The organism is Lysinibacillus sp. FSL M8-0134, assembly GCF_038069745.1.
GTDB lineage: Bacteria > Bacillota > Bacilli > Bacillales_A > Planococcaceae > Lysinibacillus > Lysinibacillus irui.
The window spans coordinates 112,115-133,377 of the sequence record NZ_JBBPAJ010000002.1 but is presented as its reverse complement, the minus strand read 5'-3'; the positions used below and the strand labels follow the sequence as shown (position 1 = coordinate 133,377).

Below are 21,263 nucleotides of genomic sequence, written 5' to 3'. Positions count from 1 at the left end.
CTTGATTCTGTAATTTTCTATATTGACTAGAAAATACAATGATATAAATCATTATCATTCAAATGCACATTTGAATATGATGGATTAATATGTTACATTGAATACAATCAAACGAATATTTGAATGAGGTGATAAAATGCCAAAGGAAATATGTGAAACGACACATGTAAACGAAGAAGCGGTTACAAGGGTACAGCAACAAATGCCAGATTTATCGGGTGTAGCAAAGTTTTTGAAAGCCTTATCTGATGAAACTAGACTTAAAATTGCCTATGCTTTAAAGGTAGAAGAGGAGTTATGTGTGTGTGATGTTGCTTCTATTATTGGTTCATCAGTTGCAACAGCATCACATCATTTACGTTATCTAAAAGACAATAATTTAGCAAAATCACACCGCAAAGGAAAGCAAGTGTATTACTCTTTAGCGGATGAGCATGTATACCAAATCGTAACAATTGCCTATGAACATGCGAAAGAGGGGATTGCGAATGGCAGCGACACCAACTAAACAAGAATACAGGCTAGAAAATTTATCGTGCGCGAGTTGTGCTGCAAAGTTTGAGAAAAATGTAAAGGCTATTCCTGAGGTACAAGATGCACAAGTCAATTTTGGTGCTTCTAAAATAACTGTAGTTGGCTCTATTAGTGTGAATCAAATTGAAGAAGCCGGCGCATTTGATGGCATTAAAGTTACTCAGTCAGTGGCAAGAACACTCGAAAAATCCACACCATTTTACCGTAAAAAGGAAAATGTATTAGCAGGGATTTCTTTGTTCTTTGTTATTCTAGGCTACTTATTTGTTAATATGCGTGGGGAAACAAACCCACTTCCAATTACAATGTTTATCCTAGCTATCCTTATGGGCGGTGTGGGTATTTTTAAAACGGGCTTTCGAAATCTAGCACGTTTTGAATTTGATATGAAGACTCTGATGACCATCGCTATCATTGGAGCTGCCATTATTGGTGAGTGGGAAGAAGCGGCAGTAGTCGTGTTTTTATTTGCTGTCAGTGAAGCATTAGAGGCGTATTCAATGGATAAAGCACGTCAATCAATCCGTCAGTTAATGGATATTGCTCCGCCAACAGCGATTATTAAAAGAGCCCACGGTGAGCATTTCCATGAGATTGAACTGCCTACTGAAGAAATTCAAATAGGGGATATTCTAATTGTTAAGCCAGGCCAAAAAATTGCGATGGACGGCATTGTCATTAGCGGTTTATCGGCAGTAAATCAAGCAGCCATTACAGGCGAATCGATTCCAGTTAATAAAACGGTAAATGATGAAGTTTTTGCAGGTACATTGAATGAGGAAGGTGCACTAGAAGTCCGTGTAACAAAGCGTGTTGAGGACACAACCATTGCTAAAATTATTCATCTTGTTGAAGAAGCACAGGCCGAAAAAGCTCCTTCACAGCAATTTGTTGATCGGTTTGCTAAATATTACACACCTGCCATTATGATCATTGCTTTTCTAGTAGCTATAATTCCACCTTTATTTGTAGGGGATTGGCAACACTGGATTTACCAAGGATTAGCCGTGCTAGTTGTAGGATGTCCATGTGCACTTGTTGTTTCTACTCCGGTTGCGATTGTCACTGCTATTGGAAACGCTGCAAGGCAAGGTGTTCTTATTAAAGGCGGTGTTTATTTAGAACAATTAGGTCATATTGAAGCGGTAGCCTTTGATAAAACGGGGACGTTAACTAAAGGGCAGCCTGCAGTAACAGACATTTTGACAACGGATGAACGGTCCGAGGATTATGTTTTGCAATTAGTGGCTGCGGTAGAAAAACAATCACAGCATCCTTTAGCAAAAGCTATTTTAAATACTTTGCATAATAAAAACTTACAAGAGCTAGTACCAACAGATTTTCAATCAGTAACTGGCAAAGGTGCCTATGCTACTGTAGACAGCCAGAGAATATATGTAGGTAGCCTGAAATGGGTGGCTACATTAGCTTCTGTTGATAAAAATATTGAAAACAAGGTTAAGAAACTTCAAGATCAGGGTAAAACAGTAGTAGCAGTTGTTTCCAATGATCAACTTATTGGCTTGATTGGAATTGCTGATCAATTGCGTCAAGAAAGTAAGGATGTCTTGCATAAATTAAATGCCTTAAAAGTAAAGCATATGGTGATGTTAACAGGTGATGCAGAGCCTACTGCACAAGCTATTGCTACAACATTAAAAATGACAGATGTGCGCGCTAGTTTATTACCAGAAGAAAAATTAATGGCGATTAAGGATTTACGTGCACAATTTGGTGCAGTAGCAATGGTCGGGGATGGTGTAAACGATGCACCAGCATTGGCCACAGCGAATGTAGGAATTGCCATGGGAGGCGCAGGCACGGATGCTGCCCTTGAGACAGCTGATATTGCCCTAATGGGTGACGATTTAACAAAGCTGCCTTACACAATTGGCTTAAGCAGAAAAACATTACGGATCATTAAAGAGAATATTATATTTGCCCTAGCTTTAAAATTAATAGCGTTACTACTTGTCATCCCAGGATGGTTAACATTATGGATAGCCATTTTTGCTGATATGGGAGCTACGTTATTAGTGGTCTTTAATTCATTAAGACTAATAAGAGCAAAAAAGTAGTAATTAAGGTATGTATCAATAGAAATAAGTAGGATATTAACCTTACTTTGACACTATACATTATATGTAAATAGATGCTACTAGTGATTCTTGAAAAAGACTTTTATTAAGGCTATTATAGTTTCAGGAGTAATGTAACAATTAAATATAAATGAGGCGAAAGTTTGAATATGTCAGATCCTATTTTAGTAAATGTTACAGAAGAAATTGTGCGTGGTTTAGTAAGCTTTTTACTACGAGGACCAGAATATCAAACATTTTGTAAATGCACAATCTGTGAATTCGACACGGTGGCACTTACACTCAACGCATTGCCAAGTAAGTATGTTACATCTATGGAAGCTAGAGATGAGGCATTTAAAGAAATGAATACTCCTGAAAGTATTGAGCGCATCAACAAAGAGATTATTCATGCGTTACATGTGGTAAATAAGTATCCTCGACACAAAGTAGAGCCTACTTCTTAATAGAAGGGGCTCTATTTAAGTTTTACAGCGAGTGTTTTTCTGGCATATGTATTTTCAGTTAACTTTTAAGCCAAGCTTGTAGTAAACTAGAGATAAGAAAAGGAAAGAGAGGGAAAAGGATATGCCAACACCAAGTATGGAGGACCATATCGAACAAATATATTTATTAATTGCCAACAAAGGATATGCACGTGTGTCTGACATCGCTGAAGCATTATCTGTTCTTCCTTCTTCTGTTACAAAAATGGTTCAAAAATTAGATAAAGATGGTTATTTAGTTTATGAAAAGTACCGTGGACTGACATTGACGCCTAAAGGAGAAAAGCTTGGAAAGCGTCTTGTGCAGCGCCATGAATTGCTCGAGCAGTTTTTACGGATGATTGGTGTGGATGAAGAGCGTATTTATGATGATGTTGAGGGAATTGAGCATCACTTAAGCTGGAATTCAATCGATCGTATTGCAGATCTTGTGCAAGTAATGGAAGAGAATCCAGACATCGTGAAAAAATTGGAAGCATCTAAGACACAGCACCATCTTTAAAATGATGGTGTGAAGGAAAGGAAGTCAATATGAACGAATTAAAATCGGGTGAAGTCGTTACGTTAACGGTATTAGAGCAACAAACATCGAAATGGATTTTAACAAATGGAGTTGAAGAACTACCTTTAAATGCTTCAGAGGTAACAGAGCCACTTACTGTAGGTGACCGCCTTGAAGTATTTTTATTTGTGGATCGCCGTGGCGATTTAGCTGCTACTACTGCTATTCCGTCTTTTACACAAGGTGAATATGGCTGGGCGCGCGTCTTGAAAGTGGTGGAGCGTGAAGGCGCATTTGTAGATATTGGTACATCACGTGAGGTTTTAGTAAAGGCAGAGGATCTACCTGCTATAAAAGAGTTATGGCCAGAACCAGGCGATCATTTATTTATGACATTGCGTACAGATCGTAATGGTGAGTTATTTGGACGTTTAGCAACGGAAGAAAAAATTTCGGAGCTTTACGAAGGTGCATTTGAAGATATGCACAATAAAAATATCCTAGCACGTCCGTACCGCTTGTTACCAGTGGGCTCATTTTTGCTAGGTGTAGAAATTCCTTACCGTATCTTTGTTCATGAATCGGAGCGCAATGCAGAGCCTCGACTAGGACAAGATGTCGTTGTTCGTATTATCGATGTAAAAGAAGATGGTTCAATGAATGCATCTCTTTTACCGAGAAAACATGAGCGTCTTTCAAATGACGCACAACAAATATTGAATTATCTACAAGGTGTGGGAGGTAAAATGCCATTTGGTGATAAATCATCTCCTGAAGAGATTCAAGACATGTTTAACATGAGTAAAGGTGCATTCAAACGTGCCTTAGGAACACTCATGAAGGCAGGTAAAGTAAAGCAAGAAAACGGCTGGACAGAAGAAGTTTAGTGAATATAAGTGGAAAAGCGACGAGAAACATCTTTGAAACCTTCTCGTCTTTTTTTCGTACTAATTATTGTATAATGACATACATTATACAGGCTAATTACGAGGTTTTAACGAAAGGGGTCACACGATTTGAAAAATACATGGATTAAAATACTAACAGCTACAATGTTGGTATTCGGAGTGATGGCACCAGCAACGGGGTTTGCATCTGATAATACGCCTCCGAAAGCAATTGATGAAAAACTAGGCGTACCTATTGTTGTGTATGGAGCCAATTTATCTGAGGATGAAAAAGAGTCAGTAAAGAAATCATTAAAAGTAAGTGAAGAACCTGAAATCGAAGAAATTACTGTGTCAGGTCAGGATCTGGTTAAATACATTAAAGATAGTAATTCAAGTTCTCGTATGTATTCTTCTGCTAAAATTACACGTCGGGATGCAGGAAAAGGTCTAGTGATCGAGATTGTAACACCATCCAATATAACGCAAGTTACTTCAGAAATGTACGCGAATGCCATGCTAACAGCAGGGATTCAAGATGCAACAGTACAAGTAGCTGCACCGAAAGCTGTTACAGGTCATTCAGCGTTAGTAGGTATCTACAAGGCTTATGAGGTTACAACAGGTGAAACACTTGATATTGATCGTACAGATGTAGCAAATGAAGAATTATCAGTAGCAACATCCATTGCAGAATCGGCTGGGGTAGATGATGCAAAGGTTGCAGAATTATTGACAGAAATTAAAAAGCAAATTGCTGAATTAAAGCCAGCAACACGAGAGGACGTTGAAAAAATCGTCCAGGAGCAATTAAATAAGCTAGAAATCAACTTAAGTGAAAAGGATCGTCAATTGCTAGTGGATTTAATGGATAAAATCAGTAAGCTAGATATTGATTTTAGTAAATGGTCCGAACAATTAAATGATATTAGTAACACCATTCAAGAAAAATTCGGTTCCCTTATGGAAGATAAAGGATTCTGGGAAAGTGTGAAAAGTTTCTTTGCTAATTTAAAAGATACTATTTCTTCTTGGTTTAACTAACGATTTAATAGTAAAAGAATCTGTGATACTCACATACTAGAATGAGTGCACAGATTCTTTTTTGTTTAGGAGAGTTAGGAAGTTTTGTGAAAATATAAAAAGCTATGGTACTATGAATAAAAGGAGTGGTGAGAAATGGAATTCCAATTACAACAACTAGCGGAAAATAAGTTTGCATTTGTAAATGAGCAAGATGGGGAAAGACTAGCAGAAATTACATGGCAGCAAAATGGTCAAGTAATGGTAATGGATCACACATATGTATCAGATAAACTCCGAGGACAAGGTGTGGCTAAACAATTACTCGATCAGGCTGCATCCTATGCACGTGATAAAGGCTATAAAATGGAAGCTGTTTGTTCCTATGTTGTTGCAGCATTTGAAAAATCAGATGCATATAATGATGTGAAACAATAAAAAATAAGGCAATCTGCTTATGAGATAAGCGGATTGCCTTTTAATTTTTTGAGCAAATCATTTTAGCAGCTCCTTACAGTAAGATGACACTATAGATTAATACAGTTAAGAAGCCAGCTCCACCTATTAATGACGCCATATCTACCCAATCATACGCTAAGTCGAAATCTTTCATCCTAATCACTCTCCTGTTTTAGTATTAATTCATTAATTCCCTTTACTTGCCTTTTATAATCATAAGTAGTTACAAAATTATGATGAATGAAAAAAATGATGGTAAGAGACTCGATTTAAATAGAATCTAAGTGTAATTGCCTCCCATCATGGCAAGACGAAGAGTATAGAAATAGTGAAATGGTTACTAGATAACAAGGCAAGGTTTAGCTGTACATTGATATATATGCTAGAGGTTATAAAAAAATAATGTTTATTCTTTTAAGAATAGGGAAAAACTATACTACAGAGCTAGTTTCTATATTTTTAGGAGGTAATAAATCATGGCAAAACGAAAAGGAACAGGTGTTGTCATTGCAGGATTAGCAGGATTAGCAGCATCTTATTTTAGTAAAAAAGAGAATCGTGATAAAGCTTTAACAATGTTTAATGGTTTGAAAGCCAAGTTAGAGTCATTTCTTACAGCAGGTCCTGAAATGCATGACAATATTGCGGAGCGTGTTTCAACAGAGGTTGCAACAGAGGCAGGCACCTCACCAACAAAGATTGCCTCAAATGAAATGGTAGCTGAAGGCGGAGGACATACAGGTGTCCATTTCTATAATGAAGAAATTCAAGAAAAAGAAAAATAACGAAAAAACCTTCTCATCTATGCGTGAGAAGGTCTTTTGTGTGGAAGTAGGATGACTCCCGCGAAGATTAGTAATACTATTCCCGTAAAGATAAAGCCGCTAATAATGCCCAGTGACAGCCAACCTAGTAAAGAGGAGCCAAGCACTACGCCAAGGGAGAAAAATGCATAGAAATAGCCGTATGCTTTTCCACGTACTTCAGCAGTTGTGGAGTCAATTAGTAGGGAATTTACTGAAGGGAATAGGAAACCGAATCCGATTCCATAGCAAGCCATCGCCATATATAGTAAAGAGCTAGAATCAGCCTGACTAATTAATAATTGGCTTATTCCCATTAAACCTATACCAAAGGACAATGTTTTGAGTGGTGAGACCTTATCAAATATACGGTTAGTTGGTAATAGAAAAACTAGGACAGCAATAATACCAAAGGTGCTCATTAAAGTTCCACTTAAACGCGAGTCAAATCCTAAAGATTGAACTTTAAGTGGGAGTAGGTAGGCAATAACACCTTGAGAAAACATTAAGAAGAATGCGCCTAAAAAGGCTTTTAATGTACCCGTGTTATTAAAAAATACACTGATCGAAATATATGTACTGGGTTCTGCTTTTTCTCTTTGTACCTGCTTTGTTTTCAACATAAAGAACGCTAGAATACCTAGCATAAGCATAGAGCTTGCCGTGATATTGAAAACGAATGGGACGCTTGTTCGACTTGCTAATATACCACTAAATGCAGGGCCGATAATTGCTGCAATCCCTACAAATGCGCCGGAAATAGCACTGCCCTTTCCCCTTTTTTCTTGTTCAGTAGCGTTTGCTAAAAAGGTAAAGGCAGCTGGAACTATAAAGCCTGCAACAAGTCCATGGATAAAACGTACAATTAAAAGAGCAATTGGTTCTTCTATTAAATTATATAGTGTTAGCGATAAACCTGTTGTCAGAAGACCTGTTATAAGGATGATAAAAGGTCCTTTACGATCTGTTAAAAATCCGGAAATGATATTACCAAAAGTGTTGGACAGCGAATACATACCTACAGCAAGACCTGTTAGGAATGCAGAGGCACCTAGAGATTCAGCGTATGTACTCATAACAGGCAACTGGGTAAAAAGATCGAAAAATGAAAAGAAAATAATGACATAGATAAATTTTTTCATAGTTCCTCCAATGAAATCGAGCAGTTTAGCAAGGTAGTTTCATATGGTCCTATTATAGCATTTTCCAATAAAAAAGAACGTCCAATAAGTTTGACTTATTAGACGTCCTAAAAAGTAGTGATTAAGCTTTTGCAACTTCTTTTTTCATTGTTTTGTTTTTAGCAAGGTTTACATGCCAAGAAAGTGCTTCTTCTAAAATATGAGGTGTTTGGTGGTTACCAGTTGCTTCAACTGCACGGTTGTAGTAATCCCATAATTGTTCTTTGTAATCTGGGTGTGCACAGTTTTCGATAATTAAAGGTACACGCTCTTTTGGAGCTAGACCACGTAAGTCAGCAATACCTTGCTCAGTTACGATTACATCTACATCATGCTCAGTGTGGTCAACGTGAGAAACCATAGGCACGATAGAAGAGATTGCTCCACCTTTTGCATATGATTTTGTGACAAAAATACCTAGACGTGCATTACGTGCGAAGTCACCTGAACCACCGATACCGTTCATCATACGAGTACCAGATACATGTGTTGAGTTTACGTTACCATAGATATCTAACTCAAGAGCAGTATTGATTGAGATTAATCCCAAACGACGGATAAGCTCTGGGTGGTTAGAAATTTCTTGTGGACGTAAGCAGATTTTGTCAGCATATTTTTCTAAATTGCCGTATACTTTTTTCTGCAATTCTTCAGTAAGTGTAATTGAAGTAGCAGCGGCAAATTTAACTTTACCTGCGTCAATCAAGTTAAATACAGCATCTTGTAGTACTTCAGATGCAACAACTAAATCTTCGAATTCTGAATCTGCAAAACCGTCTAATACGGCATTTGCTACAGAACCTACACCAGATTGTAGTGGCATTAATTGTTTTGTTAAACGACCCGCTTTAATTTCATCACGGAAGAAGTCTAATAGAATGTTTGCCATTGTTTGTGTTTCTTCATCTGGTGGTACGATTAATGAAGGCGCATCTGGCTCTTCAGAAATAACAATTGCTTTAATTTTTGCTGGATCAACTTTGATACCAATATCACCAAGGCGCTGCATAGCATCTGTCATTGGGATAGCTTCACGGTTACCTTGTTCACCAGGTACATAAATATCGTGGATACCGATTAACGCTTCTGGATGAGAAATGTTTAACTCGATAATAATATTTTCAGCATATTCTGCGAAGATTGGTGAGTTACCTACAGAGTTTGTTGGAATGATAAATCCATCTTCAGTAATAGCAACTGCTTCAAGAATTAGATATTTAATTGGTCCAATAATTCCTTGGCGCACTAGCTCAGCATTGTGTGAAAGATGAGCATCTACATAAAGCACATCTCCTGAGTTAATTAAATTACGGATACCCGCGTCACCTTGGAATGGTCCACGTTTACGAATTGCACCAGCTTCTGCTAAGTACTTGTCTACTTCTGGTCCTAATGATGCACCTGTATATACATCAATTTTGAATTCTTCATTTTTTGCGCGCTCAACTAATGCCATTGGCACAACTTTTGCGTCCCCAGCACGAGTAAAACCACTCATACCAACTACATCACCGTTAGAAATAAGTGCTGCTGCTTCTTCTGCAGTAACAATTTTACTCTCAAGTTCTTTTAAACCTAGGCGTTTTTGAACATTTGCATCCATAAAAAATCCTCCCCTAAATAATTTTGATGGAAACCGATTACAAAACTAGAAAAAACCTTTATGAATTTTCTGTTTATTCAGTTGTAGTATGACTCCAACCATTTGAATAATACTATCACCAAATTGTCACAAAAACTTTAGAATTAGCATTAAATTGAGTAAAAAAAGGAAAATCGAGCATTAAGATGATTTTTCGACAGAGAAAACGTTTTATTGTAGAGCTGTATAAATTTAGAGGATATCAACATAAAAACGATGTAAAAAAGGGAAGAGGGGAAAGAAAAGGAATTAAATTTTTTCGTAAAAAAGTACAGCGAACAATTTACAAATTGTTCGCTGTACATAGAAATTAGAAACCTAAAGAACGACGGAAGTAGCTTGCATAGCGTTGGCTTACAGGAATACGAGTACCGTCCTTCATAATTAATAAAAACGTTGAGTGTGAATCTGGTTGAATTTCATCAATGTAGTCAATATTAACGATATATGAGCGGTGACAACGAATAAATGAATCAGGTGCTAAAAATAGCTCTAAATCACTTAGGTTTAAACGGTGATAACCTTCACGAGTCATTGTTTTAACAAATGTTTTACGGAGTTGTGTTTCTAAATAAATAACTTGATCATGTTGAATTGGGTACCAGCAATCATCGATTTTGATTGTAATGTAGTTTGTTAAGAATGCTGATGGTTTTTGCGGGAAGATAGCAGTGATTGCTCCTTTTGTTTCGCCTTCCTCTATTAATGGAATACTCATTCCGTAGTAAGCGACACCGAATACATCGGGTTCGATGTAAGAGCTAATTTTTTGACCATAGCTTAGTGCTTTGTGTGCGGCTGAACCTTCTTTAATAGGGTCACCAGGTTTAATTTTTAAATCAACTTTTTTGCTTGGCTGGTAATATAAATATTCATTGGTATCAGAAATAGCAATGGAAGTATTCTCAGGGAAGAATTCCTTAATAATCTCCATTATTTCTTCTATTTGTTTTGGATCCACTATAAACACCTCGTCTAAACTTTTAAAAATAGTATTATCATCTATTTTACTACATATTCATATAAATTATATAGAGAAGATTTAGGAATAAAATAGAAAAATGTCGATTGACACATTAGAATGACGTCAGAAGTTTTGTATAATTTGTAAATTAATTTATTTAATGACTAATTTTTTTTGATAGGTATATGGTAAAATTTAATTGTTAGAGATAAGTTTACGAGGTTTCTACTATGCCTATGTGATTAATTAGCACTAGAGTAGCAATTAAAATGTGGTTGAAAGGAACTCGCAGAATATGGTAAAATTCACTGTATAGTCTATTTTTTTAAGATCTGGTGTTTTAGTTGGGTTATATTTGAGTTATTTTTTATAAAAAATTGTGAAATAGGACTCAATTCTTATATTGAATTAACAAATACTATTTTCTTATTTTTAATTTGTAAGGATTGGTGTCAAATTTTGTCATGCAATTCGTGTACTCTGAGGAAAGATGGGGAAGATTATGCAACTACATCAACATTCTATGTCAGAAACGATTTCAAAAAGATACTTCCAAGAAATCGATAATATTAATCAATATATCGGTGTCGAAGAATTTTTTAATATTGAGTCGAAATTAATTTTTGAAATTTACCATTTAGAATCTGCCAAAGCTAAAAAATCTTTGCATGAATTAATTGATATTCTTTCAATACGTTTTGGCAAGCAGGTCATAAAAATTGTTCGAAGTTATTTTTCCGTTTTGTCCTCCATTGTGGCCCGTAAATTGCTGGACAATCAAGTGCCTTCGAAAAAAGCTTTTGCTTTTAATATTGCTTGTAACGATATGATAGAAAATCAAATGAAAGATGCAGAGTTTTTACAATTTGCTGATGATTTAATTGATTTCTTTGTCTACTTTATTGCAGATCGCAAACAACCGACTTTCCGACATCAAACTGTCAACAAAGTGATCATGTATATAAATGACGAGCTTGAAAATGATTTAACAGTGGAAAGTATCGCTAACAATTTTCATATAAGTACGAGTCACTTATCACGTATTTTTAGAGAACACGTTGGCATTACATTAGTAGAGTATTTAAACGTGCGACGTGTAGAAGAATCACAATACTACTTACGACATACCAACAAGAGTATTACTTCTATCTCCGATCAATTCCATTTTTGTAATCAAAGTTATTTTACTCGTATTTTCAAAAAATATACTGGGGTAACGCCTAAGCATTTTAGAGATGAACTACATCATGAATTTTACCGTTTTGAAATGGCAGAGACTGAATTACTAAATGTTTAAAACATTGAGCATAGAACAAGAAAAGGTGCGAACGTATTAGCATAGCTAAAACTCGCATCTTTTTTATGAATTAATTTATGGAATGGTGACGAGAATTAGTAGCACTTGCTATTTGATAAAGATAGACCCTATAAGGTATACTTCACAGTAGTTGATAAATAATAGTAGGTGGAAAAATGAAAAATTGGAAGCTATTTTCAATGCTTGGACTGGCTGTTTTTGTTCTTAGTGGCTGTCAAGCTGTGCAAAACAAAGAAGGTTTTTTCTACAGTATCTTTGTAAAACCTATGGAGTTTTTACTGGAATTTTTCGGGAATGATATTTTTTCAGGAAGCTATGGTTTAGCAATCATTGCGATAACAGTTCTTATTCGTTTAATCTTAATGCCGATTATGTTGAAAAACTATCGTCAACAACAATTGATGAAAACGAAAATGGATGCGTTTAAACCTGAAATGGAAGCTGTTCAGAAAAAAATGAAAGAAGCTAAAACGAAAGAAGAGCAAACACAATATCAACAAGAAATGATGGCTCTGTATCAAAAGCATGGCATTAATCCGCTCAATATGGGTTGCTTACCGATGTTGATTCAAATGCCAATTATTATGGGTCTTTATTTCTCGATTTTGTATTCTACAGATGTAAAATCACATGAGTTTTTATGGTTTAGCTTAGGTTCACCTGATATTGTTATGACCATTATCGCAGGGATTGTTTATCTAGTTCAAGCTCGTGTATCATTATGGACTGTACCTGAACAACAAAAGGCTCAAATGAAAATGTTTATTTATATTTCACCAATTATGATTGTCTTTATCTCGATGTCTTCAATGGCGGCCCTACCACTATATTGGTCTGTCAGTGGTGCATTGTTGATTATTCAAACATATATTGGACGTAAATATTATTCGGAGCATCCCGAAAAAGCAAAATCATAAATTCATTGTTGTCGAGGCGCTTCTGTTGCCTCGATTTTTTTAGGAGGACAGCAAGATGAACAGAAAGTGGCTATCATCAATTTTTGTTGCAATTTTTAGTATTGCGGCACTAGTATTTATAATAATGGGGAAATTTAATTTTGCGGTATTGGCAATGACAATTATGTTTACCTTATCGAACGGGTTTAGAGCAAAGAGTTTTGAAGAGCAGGGCTATGTAAAAGAGTCGAAATGGATGAAGTATATGGCAATTTTTTTCGCCATAGCTTCTATAATAGTATTTGTCATTATTCTAACAGACTAAACTGTAAAGATTTGCGTGGGAAAATTGCACTTAAAAATGTGAACAGTGCTAAAATGAGATTATATCAAACAGGTAATATAATAAAATCGGTATTTCAGGATGAACCTTTTAAAAATCATCCGTTGGGATACCTGATAATTATTAAAGGGGCATAAATAGTGAAAAACAATCGTCTTCCGCTTATCCTTGGTGCTTGCATTTCTATCGCTTTAATTGTTGCTATTTTTGTAGTTTATAACTATAAAAATAATCAAGTTAATAATGCAGCGGATGAGCAACCAAAAACAACAGAAACAAATAATTCAGAGAAAGATTCTACTGCAACAGAGAAGCCAGTTAAAGAAAAACCAGAAACACCTGCAAAGCCAGAGCAACAACCTGATGAAAATGGCTATCTACCAAATCAAACATTACCTACTGAACCAACTTATATAAAGGGCGTTCTGCTAGCGAATAAAATTTATCCGCTTCCTTCAACTTTTGCACCTGAGGAAAATCCAGAAGCACGACAAGCGCTAAATCAAATGTTAGCTGCTGCCAAGCAACAAGGGTTTGATTTAGTCGCATTTAGTGGTTACCGATCATTTGAATATCAAACAACGCTTTATGAAAACTATGTTAAACGTGATGGACAAGCAGCTGCAGATCGATATAGTGCCCGTCCAGGCTATTCGGAGCACCAAACAGGTTTAGCGTTCGATATAGGCGAGCGCGGAAAAGAAGATTTATGGCTGACAGAAGAATTTGGAGAAACACCGGCAGGACAATGGCTATTCGCTCATGCCCAAGACTATGGTTTTATTCTTCGATTCCCGCAAAACAAAGAAAACATCACAGGTTATATGTATGAGTCGTGGCATTATCGCTATGTGGGCAAAGATATTGCAAAAGAGATTGCAAAACAAAATATTACGTTAGAAGAATATTTGGGCGTTAAATAAAAAAAGGAAGAGGAGTGGTTCTATAAGAACTAGCTCTCTTCCTTTTTCTATTTTATAAAATAGGTGTTAATAAACGAGAAATGGATTCTTTAAATTTAATAAGTGCTGAGCGGTTTTTGTACATTTCCCATGTTAATTCCGTACAATCAAAAATATCCTTTTCAAACAGCTCTGCAAGTTGGTGCGATATATTGGCATCATAAATAAAGGCATTGACTTCAAAATTAAGACTGAAGCTTCGTACATCGATATTAGCTGTTCCGACAGAGGATGCCTCGTCATCAATAATGATGGCTTTTGCATGGATAAAGCCTTTTTCATAAATGTATACTTTCGCTCCAGCACGTAATAACTGTCCTACATAGGAATAAGTCGCCCAATAAACAAACATGTGGTCAGGTTTATTAGGAATCATAATACGTACATCAATGCCAGATAACGTAGCAATTTTAATGGCATCTAAAAAACTTACATCGGGAATAAAATAAGGTGTCTGAATGTATATATATTTTTGAGCCATGTTAATGAGTTTTAAATAACCGATCTTAATTTGTTCCCAGTCCGAATCTGGTCCGCTTGAAACAATTTGTAAGCCAACGTCTCCTTTTTTAGGAATCGCAGGGAAGTAACGATCAGAGTAACCCATTTTTTGTTGTGCACTTGCTTGGTTCCAATCAAGTAAAAAACGTGTTTGCAAAGGATGTACGGCACTTCCCTCAATGCGTAAGTGAGTGTCTCTCCAGTAACCAAACTTTTTCTGTAACCCTAGGTATTCATCACCGACATTAAAGCCTCCAATATAGCCAATTCGGCCATCAATGACAACTATTTTTCGGTGATTTCTAAAATTTAGGCGGGGATTAAGGAGTGGCAAAATAGAGGGGAAGAAAACTTCTACTTCACCACCAGCATTAAGCAATTCCTTAAAATTGCGCTTTTTCACATTACGTGACCCCATCTCATCGTAGAGAAGACGTACCTTGACACCTTGCTTTGCTTTTTTAGTTAGTGCATTGACGATACGAGTACCTAAGTTATCAAGGCGGAAGATATAATATTGAATGTGAATATGATCTTTTGCTGCTTCAATATCTTTAAGGAGTTGTTCAAATTTATCGGCACCATCGTCAAAAATATCTAGATGGTTGTCCTGGGTTAATACCGCATTATTTGTTCTGAGGTGCATGTAAATCATCTCTTGATAGTTTTCGGCATTTGCAATGCGAAATTCAAATGTTTCATCACGAATGGCTTCCATTTGGTAAGTAATAAGGTTGTCTATCCCAATATCCTTACGTCCTTCCCAACGGAATAAATGTTTTCTTCGTAACTGTCTTCCGAGTAATAGGTACAAAATAAATCCAGCTAATGGCAGGAAAAATAGTACGAGAATCCACGCCCAAGTAGAGGTAGCATCTTTACGTTCTAAAAAAATGATGGTCATAGCTAATAAAATATTAAAAAATAAAGTTAAAGGGACTAAATATTGTATATCTGTAAAAATGCTCATTCCTACACCTGCCTTTACTATTGTTAACAACATACTTTAGTATAGCCTACTTCAAAAGAGGAAAGAAGATACGAAATGGCTAGATCATATGGAAATGGCGTAGCTCGGAAACTGATCAAAGATACTCCAACACCTTAATCAAGTCCTAATCCAAAACCAACCTCCAATGATAACACATTTTAGCTTGAAGTAGCTTGATATCTCCATTTAAAAAATAAGAGCAGCTAGCTATTTTCTTCATCCTATCAGAACAGGAGAGGGGAGAAAGCATTGTCCATGATAATCTTGTTTAAACATAAGCACTTGCATAGAATTGTAATCATGACTTAGCAATACGAAATGTGCTGTAGAAGTCAAAACTATTCATAACGCAATGATTTTTTTGATGCCTTATATATATAAATAAGACTTATCGACAAAATAGCAATCACTGCCGAAGTATAATAACCAAGACTAGCTTGTACTGTAAATAGCCAAGTGAAAAAGAGTGGGCCGAGAATACGACCTAAGTTATCCATTGAATAGGAGAGCCCTGCGGCAGTACCATATTGTCCTCCAGATTCTTTAGAGGAGAGCGATACCACACATGTTCTAGCAAGTGCATTACCAGCTGTAAAGACACAAAGGGCTAGGCCAGCCATAAAAAGGTTAGTAGTTAGTGTGAATAAAAGCATTCCTATAGCTGTTACAATTTGTGCGCCGATTAACCAGGTTGTCTCGCTACCGTTTTTTATACGCCGAACGACGCCACCTTGAATTGCAGCATCAACAAAGCCACTAAACATAAATAAATAACCAATTTGCAATGGTGTAATGTGAATTTTTTCGATTTGGAATAATTGGAATGTAGCCTCAACACCTGCTAGCATAAAGGTTACTAAAAATGAAAACAGAAAGAGATAACGCACTCGGTATTGTAGCATTTTACCAGCGCCTTTTGGCACAATAGCACGTTTATTCGAATCTTTTCGTTTTTCTGGTTCTTTTAAGACGAAACTTGCATAAATAAATAATAGTGCAATTAATATTGCGGAAGCGATAAACGGTAATTGCAAGCTATAATGTCCTAGCATACCGCCGATTGCTGGACCGAAAATAAAACCAAGACCAATGGACATGCCCATAAAGCCCATATATTTATTACGATCCTCTTCACTGGACATATCTGCGATAAATCCTGTTACTGCTGTATATAATGCTCCTGAAAATAAACCACCAATAATACGAGAGACATACAAAATAGTCAGGTTATCAATAAATAATGAAAAAATAACAAAGCTAAGGCTAAATCCAACAAGACCTGTTAAAATTAAATGTTTACGCCCTACCTTATCGGATAGCATGCCCCAAAATGGTGCTGTGAAAAAACTTGCAAGTGAGTAGACAGTTAATAATCCACCAACGTGGAGATCATGCCAATTTTGCTGTACAATCACCTCTGGTAAGACAGGAATAATAATGCCAAATCCAAGATAGACGAGGAATTGAACAGACATCAATAATAAAATTGCCTTCTTCATACAGTTCCCTGCTTTCATACGATATTTCAATATGTATATTCTAACCTTCTTAATCTTGCGATTACAAGAATGTGGAGGGAGATCTTTGGATAATGAGTAATGAATCGGTAGGAAAGAGGTGCCGCTTAAAACAAAAGAGCAAGTCAGTGAATAAAATAAAGCCACTTCGGGCAGTTTAAATATGTTTGATAGTAAAGAGTGATGGGTATAAAAAATTTACAATGTAACAAAATTGAAAAAAATTTTATGTAAGTTAAGTGCTATGATAAATTTGTCAGACATCTACTCTTAGAAAAATGAAACTTTTTTGTAAATAAAACGTTATATAAAATCGAGGAAAGATTGAGGTGGAATGTATGACGAAAGAAGTAGATTTGAAAAAGATTGTTTCGAATTTATCTAAGTTGGGTGTAACAGCCACTGTAACAAAGTCTCGACTAGAACTTTTAAAAGTGCTCACACCACCAACGCAGACACCGCAAGTTCAAGCTTAACTCGTTTACAATAGAAAAAGGGAAGTCTCCATGTAAGAGACTTCCCTTTTTCTATATGTTTATTCATCTTCATCATGTGTTGTAAACATGTATGTGCGATAGTGGAACCGCATACTAAAGACAAGACCAATAGCTAAAGCATTTCCCATTAAAGAACTTCCTCCGTAGCTAATAAACGGAAGCGGAATACCTGTAATAGGTAATAATTGAATTGTCATTCCTATATTTTCGAAAACGTGGAAGGTAATCATAGCAATAATACCAGCACAAACATATGTTGAAAATGGATCTTTTAATAAGAGTGTTGTTTTTGTTAAGTGATAAATTAATAAGAAGAAAATACAAATAACAATACTAGCTCCAATAAAACCCCATTCCTCACCAATTACTGTGAAAATAAAATCGGTATGGTTTTCTGCTACATATACTTCTCGATTTCGAAAACCTTTACCAAAAATTTCACCTGACCCAATGGCATTTAACGATGTAATTAAATGATAGCCATCACTAGATGAATAGGAATAGGGATCTAGCCAGGAGTAAATTCGAGCAAACTGGTAAGCTTTAAAGCCAAATGTTTTCTCAAGGAAATCCTGCATGTAAAGTGCCATCCACAATAGTGAACCACCTGCTAGCACGCCACCTAAAAATGTAGGAAGAATGATTTTCCAAGAGATACCCGCTACAATGATGAGAGCTGCAGTAATCGCTAAGAATACAAGAGCTGAACCAAGGTCAGGCTGTTTTAAAATAATCCCTAAAGGTACGATTAATGTGATACCGATTTTACCAAGTAGTAAAAAATCAGTTTTTAAAGATCTTAATGAATAAACTTCATGATGCTTACTTATCAATCGTGCTAGTGCTAAAATGTAAAAGGTTTTCATAAACTCAGAAGGCTGAATATTTCCAATCGGTGTGTGATACCAGCTTTTAGCACCATTAACGGGTGCACCGATTTGGCCTTCTCCTTCAGGCATAAAAATAAGCAGTACCAATAAGGCAATCCCTGCTCCATACATATACCATGACATTTTTTTGTATTGATCTGGTTCAAAAAACATCACAATGCCAATAATTACGGCACCAATTATATACCATTGCATTTGTTTTGGTACGTAATTAATGCCATACTGACCTGATGTTTGTGCAGATGCAATAGCTAACAAACTAATGACTAGAAAAGTGAAAAGAATAAAAGCAAGGGTCCAGTCAAAACGATTTGCGAAATTTCGTTTATTTTCCATAAAAGCCACCTAAATTAAAATAGTATCTCAGTATGAGTAAATGTGATGCGTTTCTTCCTATTTCGTTTATAATTGTTCAAAGAAGAGAGCAATTTATAGGAGTTAGGTATTGGTGAAAAAATAACCTTCATCTACTGATAAGCTTGCAATTTGCTTTGAATATTGTCAATGGAATTTTAAGCAAATACTTGTACTCAATGAGTAGTCTTAAATTTGTATGCAAATGCATGTTTAACATTCCTATTATAACGCAAAAAACACTTTTATGCCTGCGTATATAGTTGTGACGACAATTAACATAAAATGTTTCAAAAAAATGATGTTTAGTCTTATAATGTATTGAAGAATGGGGTGATGGTTGTGGCTAAAAAATTAAAGTCAGCTGATGATTTTATGTATCATATTTATGTTCACATGAACGATGTCGATAAATTTGTCATTTTTAGCGGGTTAAAATTCTCGCAATTTGTGGCTGCGCTTGAACCACTGCATCACTTACTGTTATTAAAACATTCCTATGAAGACGGTTCTTTTAATATGCATACACAGTTTGAGTATGTACTGGAAGAAGAGGTTCCTCGTTTTGTGAAAAAATCAGCAGAATCGAAGGAATTGTGTTGGGTTGATTTTATGGACGAAAAGAGGCTAGATCATCTAACACCGATGGAACAAGGAGAACTGCTCTACATAAGTCATAAAAAAGAACCGATTACGTCTGCATTTTTTAACAAATTACAAAATAGATTCGTTTATTATTCTTCAGATTTAGAAAAAATGACTAAAATCTATTTCCGGCACTTAAGTGATTCGGATTTACTAGTTGCAAATGTTTTTAATAGTTTAATTCGTGAAAAGGAGCGGAGTACTGGTTTTTGGCGTCGAAAGGTCAAATCGAGTATTCCATCCATATCGCCCGACTTTTTACGTTCTTATCGATCCTTTGCTAAAGATGGAGCGTTATTATCTTTGTATAGGATTGAAAAACCAAAAGCAGCTTACGGGATAGAAGTTCGTAACCTATCAGAATATTCCTTTCCCGATGAAGTTTGGGATGACTTAAATACCATATTGAAAACGGAGCATGATGAATTGATTTATATTATTTAATCTTCATAATAAAGGCAGATGTTTTTATATCTGAATCAAATGAAGATAAACTGTTGGCAGATGTGATAGATTTTGAAGTGTGGATCTAGACAGGACAAAATCCAGACGCAATGAGGCCAAGGTATAAACGTTGAAAAGTACACTCAAATCTCACCGTCAAAATTACGGTGAGATTTTTATGTCATTTGTCAAGACGTTTCATGATAAACTAATAGTACTCAAGAAGTATGTGGAGGGCACAAAAATGAAAAAAAGAATCGGTTTATTATACGGCGGAAAGTCAGCGGAGCATGAGGTGTCCTTATCGACAGCTCGTGCAGTTACAGGAGCTTTGAATTTCGAGGAGTATGAAGTATATCCGATTTTCATTACATCTGATGGGGAATGGCGACGTGGTGAACGTTTAGAAAAACCTGTTAGTACAATTGAAGAATTACAATTTGGTGATGATACCACAATTTTAGAGAATAATATTACTGATTTTTTAATTGATAAGCATGGCAAGATGGTGCAGTTTGATGTTATTTTCCCATTACTACACGGTACAAATGGTGAAGATGGAACGGTGCAAGGTTTACTTGAGGTTCTAAATCTACCGTATGTAGGGAATGGTGTTTTAGCATCTTCTGCTGGTATGGATAAAGTGGTAATGAAGCAATTATTTGAAATTGCTGGGTTACCGCAGGTGCCCTATACGTATTTTATTCGTAGCGAATGGAAGAATGAGCAACAGGTAATTATTGAACGCTGTGAAGAAAAATTAAATTGGCCGATGTTTGTAAAGCCAGCAAACTTAGGATCAAGTGTTGGAATTAGCAAAGCAATAAACCGTGAAGAATTAGTAAAAGCAATTGACGTTGCCTTACAATATGATCGTAAAATTGTAGTTGAGCAAGGAATCACTGCTCGAGAGGTTGAATTAGCCGTGTTAGGAAATGATTATCCTGAAGTTTCTGTTCCAGGTGAGATTAAACCAGTTACTGAATTTTATGATTATGATTCGAAATATAAGGACGGCTCCACAGCATTAATTATTCCTGCTGAGCTTCCGATGGAAACAGTATCTAGCTTAAAGGAACTGGCGAAACGTGCATTTAAAGCAATAGATGGTAGTGGATTAGTTCGTGCTGACTTTTTTGTAACAGCAGATAATAGCATTTTTATCAATGAAGTAAATACAATGCCAGGTTTTACACCTGTCAGTATGTATCCTTTATTATGGCAACATACAAATGTGAGTTATCCAGAGCTGATTGATCGTCTAATTACCTTAGCGATTGAACGTTTTGAAGAAAAACAACAGCTTCACTATAAAAAAGACTGAGT

General features: G+C 36.0%; 21 protein-coding genes. 15 read left to right on the top strand and 6 right to left on the bottom strand.

Features of this window, described 5'->3' with window-relative positions:
- Positions 1–136 precede the first annotated feature (136 nt).
- The 8 genes from MKY49_RS20480 (at position 137) to MKY49_RS20445 (ending at position 6,774) form a co-directional block, all read left to right on the top strand.
- On the top strand, positions 137–508 hold the full coding sequence (locus MKY49_RS20480) for an ArsR/SmtB family transcription factor (protein WP_274794706.1): 372 nt from the start codon (positions 137–139) through the stop codon (positions 506–508).
- Entirely contained in the window at positions 489–2,612 is a 2,124-nt protein-coding gene (locus MKY49_RS20475; protein WP_341386991.1) for a heavy metal translocating P-type ATPase, read from the top strand. Before MKY49_RS20480 ends, MKY49_RS20475 begins: the two co-directional genes overlap by 20 nt.
- A gap of 170 nt (positions 2,613–2,782) precedes the next feature.
- Positions 2,783–3,079 carry a late competence development ComFB family protein gene (locus tag MKY49_RS20470; protein ID WP_396631763.1) on the top strand — a complete coding sequence of 99 codons (297 nt, stop codon included), beginning with the start codon at positions 2,783–2,785 and terminating at the stop codon, positions 3,077–3,079.
- 121 nt (positions 3,080–3,200) lie between these two features.
- Positions 3,201–3,620: a transcriptional regulator MntR gene (mntR, locus tag MKY49_RS20465; RefSeq protein WP_274794703.1), complete on the top strand. Its 420-nt coding sequence runs from the start codon at positions 3,201–3,203 to the stop codon at positions 3,618–3,620.
- A 29-nt stretch (positions 3,621–3,649) separates the two neighbouring features.
- Entirely contained in the window at positions 3,650–4,507 is an 858-nt protein-coding gene (locus MKY49_RS20460) for a CvfB family protein (protein ID WP_274794702.1), read from the top strand.
- A 129-nt stretch (positions 4,508–4,636) separates the two neighbouring features.
- On the top strand, positions 4,637–5,551 hold the full coding sequence (locus MKY49_RS20455) for a DUF1002 domain-containing protein (protein WP_274794701.1): 915 nt from the start codon (positions 4,637–4,639) through the stop codon (positions 5,549–5,551).
- A 135-nt stretch (positions 5,552–5,686) separates the two neighbouring features.
- Positions 5,687–5,968: a GNAT family N-acetyltransferase gene (locus tag MKY49_RS20450; protein WP_341386990.1), complete on the top strand. Its 282-nt coding sequence runs from the start codon at positions 5,687–5,689 to the stop codon at positions 5,966–5,968.
- Positions 5,969–6,465: 497 nt separating this feature from the next.
- Positions 6,466–6,774 carry a hypothetical protein gene (locus MKY49_RS20445; RefSeq protein WP_274794699.1) on the top strand — a complete coding sequence of 103 codons (309 nt, stop codon included), beginning with the start codon at positions 6,466–6,468 and terminating at the stop codon, positions 6,772–6,774.
- Positions 6,775–6,791: 17 nt separating this feature from the next.
- On the opposite strand, the gene MKY49_RS20440 is transcribed toward MKY49_RS20445, so the two are convergent.
- The 3 genes from MKY49_RS20440 to MKY49_RS20430 form a co-directional block, all read right to left on the bottom strand.
- On the bottom strand, positions 6,792–7,934 hold the full coding sequence (locus tag MKY49_RS20440; protein WP_274794698.1) for an MFS transporter: 1,143 nt from the start codon (positions 7,932–7,934) through the stop codon (positions 6,792–6,794).
- 121 nt (positions 7,935–8,055) lie between these two features.
- On the bottom strand, positions 8,056–9,576 hold the full coding sequence (locus MKY49_RS20435) for a succinate CoA transferase (protein ID WP_274794697.1): 1,521 nt from the start codon (positions 9,574–9,576) through the stop codon (positions 8,056–8,058).
- Positions 9,577–9,925: 349 nt separating this feature from the next.
- The gene (locus MKY49_RS20430) at positions 9,926–10,576 is read right to left on the bottom strand and encodes a LytTR family DNA-binding domain-containing protein (protein WP_341386989.1); all 651 of its coding nucleotides are present in this window, start codon (positions 10,574–10,576) and stop codon (positions 9,926–9,928) included.
- A gap of 505 nt (positions 10,577–11,081) precedes the next feature.
- Here MKY49_RS20430 and MKY49_RS20425 point away from each other — a divergent pair.
- The 4 genes from MKY49_RS20425 to MKY49_RS20410 all read left to right on the top strand — a co-directional run bounded on the left by MKY49_RS20425 (position 11,082) and on the right by MKY49_RS20410 (position 14,059).
- Complete coding sequence (locus MKY49_RS20425; RefSeq protein ID WP_274794695.1) at positions 11,082–11,876, top strand: helix-turn-helix transcriptional regulator; 795 nt, start codon at positions 11,082–11,084, stop codon at positions 11,874–11,876.
- A 176-nt stretch (positions 11,877–12,052) separates the two neighbouring features.
- On the top strand, positions 12,053–12,814 hold the full coding sequence (yidC, locus tag MKY49_RS20420; RefSeq protein WP_274794694.1) for a membrane protein insertase YidC: 762 nt from the start codon (positions 12,053–12,055) through the stop codon (positions 12,812–12,814).
- Between the two features lie 55 nt (positions 12,815–12,869).
- Positions 12,870–13,118: a hypothetical protein gene (locus tag MKY49_RS20415; protein ID WP_274794693.1), complete on the top strand. Its 249-nt coding sequence runs from the start codon at positions 12,870–12,872 to the stop codon at positions 13,116–13,118.
- 158 nt (positions 13,119–13,276) lie between these two features.
- Entirely contained in the window at positions 13,277–14,059 is a 783-nt protein-coding gene (locus MKY49_RS20410; RefSeq protein WP_322610596.1) for a M15 family metallopeptidase, read from the top strand.
- A gap of 52 nt (positions 14,060–14,111) precedes the next feature.
- Here the strand turns inward: MKY49_RS20410 and cls are convergent, their stop codons facing one another.
- Together cls and MKY49_RS20400 are read right to left on the bottom strand one after the other, a co-directional pair.
- Positions 14,112–15,569: a cardiolipin synthase gene (cls, locus tag MKY49_RS20405; protein WP_274797388.1), complete on the bottom strand. Its 1,458-nt coding sequence runs from the start codon at positions 15,567–15,569 to the stop codon at positions 14,112–14,114.
- 359 nt (positions 15,570–15,928) lie between these two features.
- On the bottom strand, positions 15,929–17,089 hold the full coding sequence (locus MKY49_RS20400; protein ID WP_274794691.1) for an MFS transporter: 1,161 nt from the start codon (positions 17,087–17,089) through the stop codon (positions 15,929–15,931).
- A gap of 356 nt (positions 17,090–17,445) precedes the next feature.
- On the opposite strand from MKY49_RS20400, the gene MKY49_RS20395 reads away from it, so the two are divergent.
- Positions 17,446–17,583, top strand: coding sequence for an Lmo0850 family protein (locus MKY49_RS20395; RefSeq protein ID WP_004232019.1), 138 nt, complete (start codon positions 17,446–17,448; stop codon positions 17,581–17,583).
- Between the two features lie 59 nt (positions 17,584–17,642).
- Here MKY49_RS20395 and MKY49_RS20390 read toward each other — a convergent pair whose 3' ends face one another.
- The gene (locus tag MKY49_RS20390; protein WP_274794690.1) at positions 17,643–18,830 is read right to left on the bottom strand and encodes an FtsW/RodA/SpoVE family cell cycle protein; all 1,188 of its coding nucleotides are present in this window, start codon (positions 18,828–18,830) and stop codon (positions 17,643–17,645) included.
- Between the two features lie 354 nt (positions 18,831–19,184).
- Between MKY49_RS20390 and MKY49_RS20385 the strand changes: the two genes are divergently transcribed.
- Together MKY49_RS20385 and MKY49_RS20380 are read left to right on the top strand one after the other, a co-directional pair.
- Positions 19,185–19,937: a hypothetical protein gene (locus MKY49_RS20385; RefSeq protein WP_274794689.1), complete on the top strand. Its 753-nt coding sequence runs from the start codon at positions 19,185–19,187 to the stop codon at positions 19,935–19,937.
- Positions 19,938–20,181: 244 nt separating this feature from the next.
- Positions 20,182–21,261 carry a D-alanine--D-alanine ligase gene (locus MKY49_RS20380; protein ID WP_312506964.1) on the top strand — a complete coding sequence of 360 codons (1,080 nt, stop codon included), beginning with the start codon at positions 20,182–20,184 and terminating at the stop codon, positions 21,259–21,261.
- Positions 21,262–21,263 lie beyond the last annotated feature (2 nt).